The following is a 14511-nucleotide window of genomic DNA, read 5'->3' as shown; positions in this document are numbered from 1 at the left end:
AAAAATGAGGTCAAAATATGTATGATATAATCGTAATTGGTGGCGGGCATGCTGGGGTTGAGGCAAGTGCTGCGGCTGCTAAAATGGGTAAAAAAACTTTACTTTTAACTACTTTAATCGAACAAATTGGTGCTGCAAGTTGTAATCCTGCCATAGGTGGTTTAGCAAAGGGACACTTAGTAAAAGAGCTTGATGCTATGGGTGGACTTATGGGGCAAATTACTGATGAGGCTGGAATTCAATTTAGAATTTTAAATGAAAGCAAAGGTGTTGCAGTGCGTGGGAGTAGAGCACAAATTGACATGGATGCTTATAGAATTTGTGCTAGAAATATGCTTTTAAAGCTTGAGAATTTAGAAATTTCTCAAGAGCAGGTATTGTCTTTGATTGTAGAAAATGATGAGTTAAGAGGAGTTAAAACTAATTTAGAAAATACATATTTTGCTAAAAAAATCATACTAACAACAGGAACTTTTTTAAATGGACTTATCCATATAGGCGAAACTAAACTTCAAGCTGGCAGGGTTGGTGAGCTTGCTTCTGTAAATTTGGGAGATTATTTAAAGCAAAGTGGTTTAAAAGTGGGAAGGTTAAAAACAGGAACTTGTCCAAGAGTAGATGCAAAAAGTATTGACTTTAGTGTTTTAGAAATTCAGCCCGGAGATGAAAACCCTAAAGCATTTAGCTTTAAAACCAAAAATTTCAAACCTAATCAGCTTCCATGTTATATTGCAAGAACCAATCTCACTACGCATGAGATTATTAAGAATAATTTTTATCGTGCACCGCTTTTCACAGGACAAATTGAAGGAATAGGGCCAAGATATTGCCCTTCTATTGAAGATAAGATTAATCGCTTTGGTGATAAAGAAAGTCATCATTTATTTATAGAACCTCAAACTAAAGATGCAACAGAATATTATATCAATGGTTTTTCTACCTCTCTTCCTTATGAAGTGCAAATTGCAATGTTAAGAAGTATAAAAGGTTTTGAAAATGCTAAAATCACGCGTTTTGGTTATGCTATAGAATATGATTATATTGATCCAACAGAGCTAAAACATACTTTAGAAACCAAAAAAATTAAAAATTTATACTGTGCTGGGCAAATTAACGGGACAACCGGTTATGAAGAAGCGGCTGCACAGGGATTTATGGCAGGGATAAATGCAGTTTTAGCAATCGATGAAAAAGAGCCTTTTGTGCTAGGGCGTGATGAGGCTTATATAGGAGTTTTGATCGATGATTTGGTTATGAAAGGCACTAAAGAGCCTTACAGAATGTTTACTTCAAGAGCTGAGTATAGACTACTCTTAAGAGAAGAAAACGCTATTTTAAGACTAGGAGAGTATGGTTATAATTTTAAACTTTTAAGCCAAGAAGACTATGTTTATATAAAAAATATAAAACAAAATGTTGATCAGGGGCTTAAATTTTTACTTTGCACTACATGGACTCCAAGTAATCAAAACAATGATTTTTTACAAAGCATAGGAGAAGAAAAAATCACTTCCATTGTTGCTTTGCAAAAAATTGTTGCAAGGGCCAGTTTTAATATAGAAAAGCTAAAAACTTTAGATGAGATGTTTAAAAATATGGACGAGTATTCTTTAAATGAAATTTTAAATGAAGCGAAGTACTATCATTATATTGCAATGCAAAAAGCACAAATTGAAAAAATGAAAAATTTAAATGAGCTAAAAATTCCTGAAAATTTTGACTTTAAAAGTGTAAGTGGTTTAAGCAATGAGGTGGTAGAAAAACTACAAAAATTTAATCCACCTACTATTTTTGCAGCTTCACAAATTAGTGGCATTACTCCTGCTGCTTTAGATATCTTGCATATTTATATTAAAATGAAAAACGATAAAAAATGATATAGTTGTATTATTTCAAAGATGATTATTAAGTCTTTGAAATAATTTTGATATTTATTATATTTTTCTCCGTGATAATCAGACTTATATTGTGTTTTAATCAATCGCAAGTGATGTTTATTTTAGAAAATTAAATTTAATATAAACGTTTTTCAAAAGAAAAAATTTATTATTTTTTAGATAAACTGTTATGTTTTACATACAAATCAAAACAAAGGAAGTAAAATGGCTACATCTGAAAGTAGACGAAGCTTTATGGGCTTTGCCTTTGGAACAGTAGCTGCTGTGGGTGGTGCTTTTTCATTAGTTGCAATGAAAAAAACATGGGATCCGCTCCCAAGTGTAAAAGCAGCAGGTATTACTACTGTAGATCTTTCTGGCATGAAAGAGGGCGAATTAAGAACAATCGAATGGCGTAAAAAACCAATATTTATCTTAAAAAAAGATGCAGATATGGCAAAAGATAGCAGCAGAGATGTTGTTGTTGGTGATGTTGCTTATACTGTGGTTATTGGTCTTTGCACGCATTTGGGCTGTATTCCAGCCTATGCTCCAAGTGAGAAATTATTTAAATGTGCGTGCCATGGTGGCGAGTTTGACACTAGCGGTAAAAATGTATTTGGTCCTCCTCCAAGACCTTTAGATATTCCTCCTTTTAGAATCGATGGAACGAAATTGGTATTAGGCGAAGAAGGTCCTGAATATAAAAAAATGATCGCGGAGGCTTGATATGGCACAAATAAAAAAAGCTAATGGTATTGTAGATTGGCTTGATCAAAGATTAGCTGTAAATAAGCTTTTTAATGTATTAATGGCTCAATATTGGATACCAAAACAAATAAATTTCTTATGGGCAATGGGTGTTATTTTAACCACTCTTTTTGCTATTTTATTTATCTCGGGTTTATTTTTAGTAATGTATTATAAGCCGGATGTGGCTTTGGCTTTTGATAGCGTAAATAAAACTATCATGCAAGAAGTTGAATATGGCTGGCTTTGGCGTCATATGCATGGTGTTGCAGCTTCGGTTGTGTTTTTGATTATCTATATTCATATGCTAACTGGAATTTATTATGGTTCTTATAAAAAAGGCCGTGAGATGATTTGGGTTAGTGGTATGCTTTTATTTGTTGTCTTTTCAGCAGAAGCATTTAGCGGTTATATGCTACCTTGGGGACAAATGAGCTTTTGGGCTGCACAAGTTATTACGCAACTTTTTGGTGGAATTCCTTTTATAGGTGATGCTTTGGTTATTTGGATAAGAGGGGATTTTGCAGTATCTGATCCAACCTTAACAAGATTTTTCATGCTGCATGTGTGTTTACTACCGATTGTGATTTTGGCGATTATTGCATTTCACTTTTATTCTTTGAGAATTCCTCATGTTAATAATGAAATCGCAGAAGAAATTGATTTTGACTTAGAAGCTGAAAAATATTTAGCAGGTGACACAAAAGGTTCTAAAGTAATTCCTTTTTGGCCAGGATTTTTAGCTAAAGACTTCATGTATATTGCTTTATTTATGATTTTCTTCTTTTATTTGGTATGTTTTAAATTTAATTTTGCAATGGATCCGATCAACTTTGATCCTGCGAACTCTTTAAAAACCCCTCCTCATATTTATCCTGAGTGGTATTTCTTGTGGAGTTATGAAGTATTAAGAGGATTTTTCTTTGATATTGGAAGTATTAAAGCGTTTGATATAGGACTTGCGGCATTTGGTATAGCGCAAATTATCTTCTTCTTATTGCCTTGGCTTGATAGAAGTGATGTGGTAAAACCTGCACATGAAAGACCGATGTTCTTTATATGGTTTTGGGTGTTATTGATAGATTTAATCGTGTTGACAGTTTATGGTAAACTTCCTCCAACAGGTATCAATGCTTGGATAGGATTTTATGCTTCTATGGTATTTTTATTACTATTATTAGTGGTATTGCCAATTATTACTATCATGGAAAGAAAAAGGGGCTAATAATGAGAGAGTTAAAGATATTTTTTATAGTTGTCTTTTTCACAGGTTTAGTATATTGGGGAGTTGAGCCTTATGCGCATTCGGTGATGAACCCTCCTTCAACACCAGTAAATTTTGATTTTGCAAAAGCTGATGCAGAATTTACTAAAAATGAATTGGCTTTAAAGCAAAAAGCGGCTATTGATGCAAATGCTTCGGGTAATGAAAAAGCTATTGCTAATACACAAAAAGCATTAGAGCTTGCTCAAAGCCAAGAAGAAGCAACTAAGCAGTTGTGGGAAAAAATAGCAAAAATTGATTTTACTAAAGGTAATGCTCAAAAAGGTAAAGAGCTTTTTGAGGGAAATTGTATCGCGTGTCATGGTGTTAAAGCAGCAGAAATTCCTGCGACTATCACAGATTCTTCTTTGGGTGTGACACCACCTGATTTAAGTGATGCAGGTGCTATTTATGATGAGAAATTTTTAGCAGCATTGATTGTTGATCCGGTTAAAGCTTTGCAAATTTCACACAAATTTAACGATGAAAATCCTTTCTTAATGCCTGCTTATCCTTTAAGCGGTGATGAAGCACAAGATAGTCAGGATTTAGCAGATTTAATCGCGTTCTTCAAAGATACAGCTAATGCATATGAAAAAGATTTTGATGCAAAATTAAAAACTGAATTAGATGAAAAATATGCAAAAAATCAAGAGCTTTCAGAACAAGAAAAAGCGGCTTTGATAACTAAAGAATTTGATTTTATAAAAAGCAAGCATACCTTTGAAAATGCTTGTGGAAGATGCCATGATGTGAAATATGATGGTTTTGTTTCAAGTTCAAATATGAGTGATTTGAAAAACTATCTTGGTATGACTCCTCCGGATTTATCTATGATGATTCGTTCTAAAGGTGCACATTATCTTGAGATTTTCATCAATGAACCACAAAAGAAAATTCACGGTACTGCTATGCCAAGAGTTGGTTTAAATGAAAAAGCGCAAACTCAAGTTATAAATTATCTTGAAAAAGTTGGTGACAGCAAAAAAGAAGAAAGAGAGCAAACAGGAATTTACATTATGATATTCTTTGCTATCTTAAGTATCTTTGCTATAGGCTGGAAAAGATCAGTTTGGTCTAAATTACACTAATTTACTCAAAGAACGCCTTAAGGCGTTCTTTTTCTTCAATAATAAGCTAAATATAAAATAAAATTTGATATAATATTCTTTCATTTCACACGCATTAATTTCCTTATTAGGTTGCTTATGGGTTAAAGAATGCGGAGGAATAAACCTAAATTATTTTATTTCAAGGAGAATTTCATGGTAAGCATGAGAGATTTATTAGAGTGTGGTGTACACTTTGGACACCAAACAAGAAGATGGAATCCAAAAATGAAAAAATTTATTTTTGGTGAAAGAAAAGGTATCTATGTAATCGATTTACAAAAAACACTTAGATATTTTAGATATACATATAATATCGTTCGCGATGCTGCTGCAGAAGGTAAAACAATTTTATTTGTTGGCACTAAAAAGCAAGCGGGTGGAGCGATTAAAGAGTATGCTGAAAAATGTGGTATGCCTTATGTAAATCATAGATGGCTTGGTGGTATGATGACAAATTTTGGAACAATCCGCCAATCTATTAGAAAATTAGAAGTAATAGAAAAAATGGAAGAAGATGGAAGTATTAAACTTTTAACTAAAAAAGAAGCTTTAATGCTTACAAGAAAAAAAGAAAAATTACTAGCATATCTTGGTGGTATTAGATACATGAAAACTCAACCGGATATGATTTTTGTAATCGATACTGTGAAAGAAAAAATTGCAGTACAAGAAGCGAATAGATTAAAAATTCCTGTGGTTGCTCCACTAGATACAAACTGCGATCCTGATTTAGTTGATTATCCAATACCAGGAAATGATGATGCAATTCGTTCAGTTCAACTTTTCTGTCAAGAAATGGCTGAAGCTATCAATGAGGGTAAAGCTTTAAGAGAGCAAGATGGTGAAGCAAGTGAAGAGCAACCAATCTCTGAAGAAGAAAAAAAAGAAGTTTTAGAAGAAGCTATGAGTGAAGAAGATTTTGAAGGAGATAAAGAGTAATGGCTGAAATCACTGCACAAATGGTAAAAGAACTGCGCGAAAGTACTGGCGCAGGTATGATGGATTGTAAAAATGCTTTAAAAGACACTGATGGTGATTTTGAAAAGGCAGTGCAACTTTTAAGAGAAAAAGGTCTTGGTAAAGCTGATAAAAAAGCTGATCGTTTGGCTGCTGAAGGCTTAGTTAGCGTAAAAGTAAGTGATGATTTTAAATGTGCTACAGTAAGCGAAATTAATTCAGAGACAGACTTTGTTGCTAAAAATGAGCAGTTTATTGCTTTAACAAAAGATGCAACAGCACACATTCAGAGTAAAAATCTTCAAAGCGTAGAAGAATTACACTCAAGTGAAATTAATGGTGTTAAATTTGAAGAGTATTTGAAAAGTCAAATTGCAACTATTGGTGAAAATTTAGTTGTAAGAAGATTTGCTACTTTAAAGGCTGAAGCTAATGGTATAGTAAATGGCTATATTCATACTAATGGTCGTGTGGGTGTAGTTATCGCTGCTGCTTGTGATAGCGAGGCTACGGCTAGTAAATGTGGAGACTTTTTAAAACATCTTTGTATGCATATTGCTGCAATGAAGCCAAGTTATTTATCTTATGAAGAACTTGATATGGACTTTGTAGAGAATGAATATAAAGCTTTAGTTGCTGAGTTAGAAAAAGAAAACGAAGAGAGAAGAAGATTAAAAGATCCTAACAAACCAGAGCATAAAATTCCAAAATATGCAAGTAGAAAACAGCTAACTCAAGAAGTAATTCAAGCAGCTGAAGAAGCTATTAAGGCTGAACTTCAAGCTCAAGGTAAACCTGAAAAAATTTGGCCTAATATCATTCCTGGTAAATTAAACAGTTTTATCGCAGACAACTCTCAACTTGATAGTAGACTTACTTTAATGGGTCAGTTTTATGTAATGGATGATAAAAAAACTATAGAACAAGTAATCGCTGAGAAGGAAAAGGAACTCGGTGGAACTATTAAAATAGTTGAATTCATCCGTTTCGAAGTAGGCGAGGGTTTAGAAAAGAAAACCGAAGATTTTGCTGCTGAAGTTGCTGCTCAAATTGGTTAACAATGGAACTTTTAAAAGCGGAAAATTTAAGCCACAGTTTTGATATTCCGCTTTTTGAAAACCTAAATTTTACTATAAATGCAAAAGATTGTATTGCGATACAAGGAAGTAGTGGATGTGGTAAATCCACTCTTTTGCATATTTTATCCACTCTATTAAAACCACAGTCGGGGAAAATTTTTTATCACAATCAAGATCTTTACACATTAAATGATGATGCTTTGTTGCAAATTCGCAGAAAAGATTTTGGTATCATTTTTCAAATGCATTATTTATTTAAAGGTTTTTTGGCTTTAGAAAATATAGAGCTTGCTAGTATTTTAAGTGAGCAAAGTATTGATTATAAACTACTAGATAAACTTGATATTGCAAATTTAATGCATCAAAAAATCACAAAACTAAGTGGTGGTCAACAGCAAAGAGTAAGTATAGCTAGGGTGTTGACTAAAAAACCTAAGATTATTTTTGCTGATGAAGCTACGGGAAATTTAGATTATAAAAATGCCTTAAACGTTATGGATATTTTGATTGATTATGTTAAAGAAAACAATGCAGCTTTGGTTTTTGTTACACATGATCATGAGCTTGCAAAAAAATGCGACAAGGTATTTCACTTAAGCAATCATGGAATTTGTTAAATATTTAGGTGATGAAAATGTAGTCATTTTCATGCTTTTATTTGCTAGAATGAGTGGTTTGATTGTTTTTTTTTCCATTTTTTTCACATAATAACATTCCTTTGGTGGTAAAAACAACCTTGGTATTATTTTTTACAATGTTTTTATATCCATTAGCAAGACTAGAGGGAACTAGTCCTGATTCTTTTTTTATTTTATATCTTTTAGCAGAAGTGCTTTTTGGTATGATTGCTGGACTTATTTTGCAAATGACATTTGCTATTTTACAAATGGCAGGTGAGCAAGTTTCTTTTACTATGGGTTTTTCTATGGCTAGTGTTATGGATCCAACAACCGGTGCTAATACACCCGTGATATCACAAATTTTAAATTTGCTTGCTTTGCTTGTTTTTTTGGCTTTTGATGGACACCATTTGATTTTGCTTTTTATCTCTAATTCGTTAGAGTATATTAGCTTGGGTGGATTTTACCCACATGAAAATTTAATGCTTTATTTAAATAAAGCTATGGTTAATATCTTTGTATTGGGTTTTTCGATGGCATTTCCAATCTTAGCAATATCTTTGCTTTCAGATGTGATTTTTGGTATGCTTATGAAAACTATGCCTCAATTTAATCTTTTGGTGGTAGGTTATCCTATTAAGATATTTTTATCTTTTGCGGTATTGATTGCCATTTTGATGATTATGATGCAGTATTTTAAAAGTCTTATGATTAAAAGTTTTGAACATATGGAGTTATTATTTTTTAATATATAAGCAATAAATAATTAAAAATGTTTTAAAATAAGATATTTCTTTATACGGGAGATGATAATGAAGGTTTTACTCATAAATTCTAATACAGCTGTTTCAAAGCTAGTTAGTTTAGGAGTTCAAAAGCTAGGCTATGATTTTGAAGAAGTTTTAACAACTGATGAACTCGAGGAATTTTATGATGTAATTATATTAGATCATGATATAGAAGCTAATTTAGATGAGTTAAAAGATAAATGTACTAGATTGATATATTTATTACCTAGAAATCAGGAAAAAATAGATGGTGTTGAATGCTTGTATAAACCATTTTTACCTACTGATTTTATTGAGCTTTTAGGTGAGGGTAGTGCTTTGGTGGTTGATGATAAAAAAGAAGATTTGAGTGAAGATGAGTTAAGTTTTGACGATGGAGATGATGTGTTAATAGATAAAGATACACCTTTAGATGGTAATGAATTGCTTGAAGGTATTGATTTGTCTGAGCATGAAGAGAATTTAAGCGAAGAAGATTTAAGCTTGCAAGAAGAGTTTTTTGAAGATAGTTTAGACAGTGAGTTAAAATCAGAGGATGGTTCTTTAGCTGCAAGTGGATTGGAAGATAAGCAACTAGAAGATGATTTGCTTTTAGCTGATTTCCAAGATGAAAATGTAGATGAAAATGTAGATGAAAATGTAGATGAAAATGTAGATGAAAATGTAGATGAAAATGTAGATGAAAATGTAGATGAAAATGTAGATGAAGCCCCGGCGTCTTTTGATTCCTTAGAAGACTTACCTGTAGTTGAAGAAGTGGTTGAAAAAGAAATGAATTTTGATGACTTGCCAGGTGATGCTCAATTTATCGGAGAGGAAAAAGATGAAGAAATTCCAGCCGATGAAAAAGAACCTTTAGTGGAAGAGCTTTTAGAAGATGAGGCTATGGATTTTGAGCCTGAAGAGGAGTTAAGTACTCAAGATAAAATTAAAGAAGAACTTGCAGCCATTGATGAGCTTGATGAGGAGCTTAACGGTCTTGATGAGGAATTAATGCAAGATTTTGATAACCAAGAACTTAGCAATAATGATGAGCAGTTAGGTGACATTGTAGAAGAAAATATAGAAGAAAATATAGAAGAAAATATAGAAGAAAATATAGAAGAAAATATAGAAGAAAATATAGAAGAAAATATAGAAGAAAATATAGAAGAAAATATAGAAGAAAATATAGAAGAAAATATAGAAGAAAATATAGAAGAAAATATAGAAGAAAATATAGAAGAAAATATAGAAGAAAATATAGAAGAGCAAGATGAATTTGCGAATTTAAGCGAAAGTGATATTATGCTTGCTTTGGGCGAAGAGTTAGCTGTAGCTAGCTTAGCTGCTAAAGAAGAAAAGACAAGCAATGTAGAAAAATCACAAGAGCCACAAGATGATGAAATGGTAAATGAGTTAAGCAAAAGCATAGCGCAAACTATCACTTCAAGTATCACTGATGATACCTTAAAAGCAGCTTTAAAAGGTATGAAGATGAATATAAATATCAATATAAGCTTTGATGAGGATAAACATTGAGCGGGCAGATTTTGATCATTTCAGGGCCAAGCGGAGCGGGTAAAAGCACCTTGCTTCAAAGGCTTTTTAAAGAAAAAGATAATATTTATTTTTCTATTTCAAGTACAACAAGAGCTCCTAGAGAAAACGAAAAACACGGAGTGGATTATTATTTTATCACCCAAGAAGAATTTAAACAGGGTATTGAAAAAGGCGAGTTTTTAGAGTGGGCTTTAGTGCATAAAAACTACTATGGCACCTCATTGATACCTGTAAAACAGGCTTTAAAAGAAGGCAAAAGTGTTGTTTTTGATATCGATGTGCAAGGGTATTGCATTGCTAGAGAAAAAATGGCAGATTGCATCACTTCAGTGTTTATTACCACAAAAAATAAAAAAGAGCTTGAAAAAAGATTGCTTAAGCGAAATACTGATAAAATAGAAGATATTAGCAAAAGATTAGAAAATGCTAGTGATGAAATGGCTTATTTAGATCAGTATGATTTTTTAATTATTAATGATGATCTTGAAAAAAGCTATAAGCAACTAGAAGCAATTTTTGAAGCTTCAAAGTTAAAAAGTAAAAAACATGATTTAAAACAAATTCAAATTCAATGGAATAAAGGAGAATAAAATGCATATGCCAAGTGGAACCCAATGGTTGATTATCTTACTGATAGTAGTGTTACTTTTTGGTGCTAAAAAAATTCCAGAACTTGCTAAGGGTTTGGGAAAAGGTATTAAAACCTTTAAAGATGAGATGAATACCGATGATGATAAAAAAATCGTTCAAGATGATGCACAAAAAATTGAAAAAATCAACGAAAAAGATGTGCTTGTAAAAGAAAATAATGAAGAAGTAAAAAAAGCTTAAGGTATAAAATTGAAAACTTTAGTTTATAAGGAAATCAAAGAAAAACTAGGAAGAGATTTTATCCTAGAGAATCCTAAAAATAAAAATTTAGCCCATTTTGCAACACCTTTAGCTTTTTCTTTAGCTAAAGAGTTGAAGCAAAATCCTATGATGATTGCTAATGATATTGTTGCTAAACTAAAAGACTGTGAGTGTTTTGAGAGTGTAGAAGCTTTAAATGGTTATGTTAATTTTAAACTTTCTAAGTCTTTTTTAAATTCTTTAGCAACACAAGCTTTGAGCGATGGAGAAAATTTTGCCAAAGATGAGACAAAAAACGAAAGTTTTTTACTAGAGTATGTTAGCGCTAATCCAACAGGACCTTTGCACATAGGACATGCTAGAGGTGCTATTTTTGGTGATACCTTAACTAGAGTTGCTAGACATTTAGGATATAAATTTGATACAGAGTATTATGTTAATGATGCGGGAAATCAAATTTATCTTTTAGGGCTTTCTATATTGCTTGCGGTGAAAGAGCATTGTTTAAATGAGCAGGTGATATACCCAGAAGAATATTACAAAGGTGAATATATCATAGATACTGCAAAAGAAGCTTTTGCTGAATTTGAAAAAGATTTTTTCACCGAAGATAATATCGCATCACTAGCTCTTTGGGCTAAAGATAAAATGCTAAAAATCATTAAGCAAAATTTAGCAGATGCGAAAATAACAATCGATACTTATGTGAGTGAGACAAGTTATTATAGTGAGTTAGAAAACACCTTAAAAGCTTTAAAAGAACACGGCGGTACCTATGAGCAAGATGGCAAAATTTGGCTTGCTTCGAGTGCTAAAGGTGATGAAAAAGATCGTGTGATTATTAAAGATGATGGAAAGGGAACTTATTTAGCAGCTGATATAGTTTATCATAAAGATAAAATGAGTCGTTCTTATGATAAATGTATCAATATCTGGGGAGCTGATCATCATGGCTATATAGCTAGAATGAAAGCTGCTATGGAGTTTTTAGGACACGATAGTCAAAAACTTGAGATTATTTTGGCACAAATGGTTTCATTATTGAAAAATGGTGAGCCTTATAAGATGAGTAAAAGAGCGGGAAATTTCATCTTAATGGGTGATGTTTTAGAAGAGCTAGGAAGTGATGTATTAAGGTATATTTTTATTAGTAAAAAATGCGATACGCATCTAGAATTTGATGTTGATGAGTTTAAAAAAGAAGACAGTTCCAACCCTGTGTATTATATTAATTATGCTCATGCAAGAATTCATCAAGTATTTGCAAAGGCTGGTAAAAGTGTTGATGATGTAATGCATGCTAAATTTGAAAATCTTAACGAAGATGGTATGAATCTTTTGTTTGAAAGTTTAAATTTAAAAGCAGTGCTTAATGATGCATTTGAGTCAAGAGCGTTGCAAAAAATTCCTGATTATTTAAAAAACTTAGCTGCTTTATTTCATAAATTTTACAATGAAAATAAAGTTGTGGGATCAAGCAACGAAGATGAGCTTTTGAAACTTTTTGCTGTGTGTGCTTTAAGCATAAAAACCGCTTTTGCGCTTATGGGTATAGAAGCAAAGAATAAAATGAATCACGACTGATTTTAGTCGTGATTTTTACCTTTTTTTGCATTTCTTGTCATCATAAAGCTTTGCTCAAAAAATAATAATAAAGTCACGCTTACACCTACTGCTAGCGCTAGTGTTACTGATAGGGTTGTTAAAAAATAATCAAAAAATTGAATCAAGAAATTAGTTTTTTCGTTGATATCTTCTGAACGTATAAATGAAATTAGATATAAAATTGCTTTATAAGCATAAATTCCAGGTATCATGGGTATAAGTGCAGGGAAAGCTATGATTTCAGCGGGTGTTTTGAAAATTTTTGCTAAAAATAAGCCAAGACATCCAATGCTAAATGAAGCTATAAAAGTAGCAATAGCTAAAGTTTGAAAACCAAAATAAGCCATCAGGGTAAAGCGTAGCCCATGTGCAATAGCAGCTAAAAAAGCTGAAAGTATGAGAGTTTTAAAAGGAGGGTTGCATACAAAAGCAAAACCAAATCCTGTCAAAGCTGCAAAAAACATATCCCAAAAAATAGAACCATAATCAATCATCTTAAAATCCCAAAATCATTAATACTCAAAGTAGTATAAATTCCAATCGCTATACAGCAAACAAGTATAGCCACGCTAATAATGCGACTAAAGCCCATGAGTATGTGGTCTTTTAAAATATCAATAATGGAGTTTATAAAATAAACCCCAGGAATTAAATATAAAATACTAGAGCCCAAGGCAATATTAGCTTCTTGTATGAGCTTTAAGTCAACTCCTAAAAAGACAATAGAAGAGGACAAAAACGAACAAAGAATGTATTGAATTCTTAAATCTATTTTGATTTTTGTGAGTGAAATTCTCAGGCTAAAACCGACTATGGTAGCTAAAAATACAAACAAGCACCCATATAAATCACCACCAAAAAGTTTACAAAATGCAGCATTAGCTATAGAAACAAAAAACAAGTTGGCTAAAAAAGAAGTGTTTTGGTGTTGATTTAATTTTAACAAAGAAAGCTTAGCTTCTTCTAGATTGTATTGATGATCGTGAATTTGCCAGCTTAATGCGCTAAGTTCTAAAATTAGTTTGAAATTAATATGACCGTATTTATTAGGTATGATATAGGTTCTTTGTATGGAGTTATCATCCTTATCGAAAATATTAAGTGTGGTGTGGTGAAAGAAAAAATTCATGTTAATTTCATAACCATAGGCATTAGCTATCCTGCTAACACATTTTGAAACTCTAGCAGTATAAGTTCCCGCGCTTAAAAATATACTGATGTATTCAATCAAAAAATTGGTTAGATTTTGAATTGATGGTTTTTCCATAAATAATCTTTATAAAATAATTTTTAAAGATTTTATCAAAATTAAGCCATAAAATTGAATAAATTCTAAAATATTTTAAACTCAATTTTTATAAGTTGATCCACTTGACATTATTTTTAAGATCAATAAACATCTTAAGCTATCACTTAAGATGTACTTAGCTAAATATGGCTTTTCTTTTTTTGAAAGTAGATGTAAATAGCGATGATTACTGCTATAAATACAATACACGCGATAATAACCAAATGTAAATACTCTTTGATTAAATCTTCATTTTGTCCTAAAACATAGCCTAATATAAGCAAAATTAGACACCAAATTCCAGCCCCCAAACTAGTATAAAATATAAACTTTTTCAAATTCATTCTTGCTAATCCTGCAGGCAAAGAGATATATTGGCGTAAACCAGGGATTAATCTTCCGCTAAAGGTTGATATCTCACCGTGTTTATTAAAAAATGCTTCAAATTGTGCAAATTTTGCTTCATTGACCCCAAAATATTTGCATATTTTTAAAGTAAAATTACGTCCTAAAAAATAGCATAAATAATAATTAAGCAAAGCTCCCAAAAGTGCTCCAAAAGTTCCACAAAGTAAACATAGCCAAAAATTAAGTTCATTTTGATGAGCTAAATATCCAGCAGGTATCATCACTACTTCACTAGGGAAAGGAAAAAATGAGCTTTCGATGAACATAAGAAAGATGATCCCCCAATAACCCCAATCTTTTGCAAGGGTAAGTAAAAAATCAATCATATCACTAAGCATAAGCAACCTTTGTTTTTTAAGCTAATGATAT

At 31.9% G+C, this 14511-nt stretch carries 14 protein-coding genes and 1 pseudogene; 12 read left to right on the top strand and 3 right to left on the bottom strand.

What is annotated here, in order from left to right; translation table 11 throughout:
* The first annotated feature begins 17 nt into the window (after positions 1–17).
* From mnmG to argS, 12 genes and pseudogenes are all read left to right on the top strand, one after another.
* Complete coding sequence (mnmG, locus tag A0083_RS05725; protein ID WP_197552724.1) at positions 18–1877, top strand: tRNA uridine-5-carboxymethylaminomethyl(34) synthesis enzyme MnmG; 1860 nt, start codon at positions 18–20, stop codon at positions 1875–1877.
* A 225-nt stretch (positions 1878–2102) separates the two neighbouring features.
* Entirely contained in the window at positions 2103–2606 is a 504-nt protein-coding gene (locus tag A0083_RS05720) for a ubiquinol-cytochrome c reductase iron-sulfur subunit (RefSeq protein ID WP_120760893.1), read from the top strand.
* Position 2607: 1 nt separating this feature from the next.
* A complete protein-coding gene (locus A0083_RS05715; protein ID WP_197552722.1) occupies positions 2608–3852 on the top strand; it encodes a cytochrome b in 1245 nt (414 codons plus the stop codon).
* Positions 3853–3854: 2 nt separating this feature from the next.
* Positions 3855–4982 (top strand): c-type cytochrome, encoded by a 1128-nt coding sequence (locus tag A0083_RS05710; protein ID WP_197552720.1) that lies wholly within the window; start codon positions 3855–3857, stop codon positions 4980–4982.
* Between the two features lie 174 nt (positions 4983–5156).
* Positions 5157–5942, top strand: coding sequence for a 30S ribosomal protein S2 (gene rpsB / locus A0083_RS05705; protein WP_197552718.1), 786 nt, complete (start codon positions 5157–5159; stop codon positions 5940–5942).
* Positions 5942–7018 carry a translation elongation factor Ts gene (tsf, locus tag A0083_RS05700; RefSeq protein WP_120760889.1) on the top strand — a complete coding sequence of 359 codons (1077 nt, stop codon included), beginning with the start codon at positions 5942–5944 and terminating at the stop codon, positions 7016–7018. Before rpsB ends, tsf begins: the two co-directional genes overlap by 1 nt.
* A gap of 2 nt (positions 7019–7020) precedes the next feature.
* Entirely contained in the window at positions 7021–7656 is a 636-nt protein-coding gene (locus A0083_RS05695; RefSeq protein WP_197552716.1) for an ABC transporter ATP-binding protein, read from the top strand.
* Positions 7643–8414: pseudogene (gene fliR / locus A0083_RS05690) on the top strand (flagellar biosynthetic protein FliR). The gene A0083_RS05695 and the pseudogene fliR overlap by 14 nt, the downstream one beginning before the upstream one ends.
* 57 nt (positions 8415–8471) lie before the next feature.
* Positions 8472–9968, top strand: a complete 1497-nt coding sequence (locus A0083_RS05685) for a hypothetical protein (protein WP_197552714.1) — start codon at positions 8472–8474, stop codon at positions 9966–9968.
* The gene (gmk, locus tag A0083_RS05680) at positions 9965–10579 is read left to right on the top strand and encodes a guanylate kinase (RefSeq protein ID WP_120760502.1); all 615 of its coding nucleotides are present in this window, start codon (positions 9965–9967) and stop codon (positions 10577–10579) included. Before A0083_RS05685 ends, gmk begins: the two co-directional genes overlap by 4 nt.
* 1 nt (position 10580) lies before the next feature.
* Positions 10581–10820 (top strand): twin-arginine translocase TatA/TatE family subunit, encoded by a 240-nt coding sequence (locus A0083_RS05675; RefSeq protein WP_120760500.1) that lies wholly within the window; start codon positions 10581–10583, stop codon positions 10818–10820.
* A 9-nt stretch (positions 10821–10829) separates the two neighbouring features.
* Positions 10830–12425, top strand: coding sequence for an arginine--tRNA ligase (argS, locus tag A0083_RS05670; protein ID WP_197552712.1), 1596 nt, complete (start codon positions 10830–10832; stop codon positions 12423–12425).
* Between the two features lie 2 nt (positions 12426–12427).
* Here the strand turns inward: argS and A0083_RS05665 are convergent, their stop codons facing one another.
* From A0083_RS05665 to A0083_RS05655, 3 genes are all read right to left on the bottom strand, one after another.
* The gene (locus tag A0083_RS05665) at positions 12428–12940 is read right to left on the bottom strand and encodes a threonine/serine exporter family protein (protein WP_197552711.1); all 513 of its coding nucleotides are present in this window, start codon (positions 12938–12940) and stop codon (positions 12428–12430) included.
* A complete protein-coding gene (locus A0083_RS05660) occupies positions 12937–13713 on the bottom strand; it encodes a threonine/serine ThrE exporter family protein (protein WP_197552709.1) in 777 nt (258 codons plus the stop codon). Before A0083_RS05660 ends, A0083_RS05665 begins: the two co-directional genes overlap by 4 nt.
* Before the next feature lie 161 nt (positions 13714–13874).
* Positions 13875–14480: a DedA family protein gene (locus A0083_RS05655; protein WP_197552707.1), complete on the bottom strand. Its 606-nt coding sequence runs from the start codon at positions 14478–14480 to the stop codon at positions 13875–13877.
* Positions 14481–14511 lie beyond the last annotated feature (31 nt).

It is taken from the genome of Campylobacter sp. 2014D-0216, assembly GCF_014931215.1.
Taxonomy (GTDB): domain Bacteria; phylum Campylobacterota; class Campylobacteria; order Campylobacterales; family Campylobacteraceae; genus Campylobacter_D.
The sequence above is the reverse complement of the archived record's forward strand: the minus strand, read 5'-3'. Positions and strand labels throughout refer to the sequence as shown.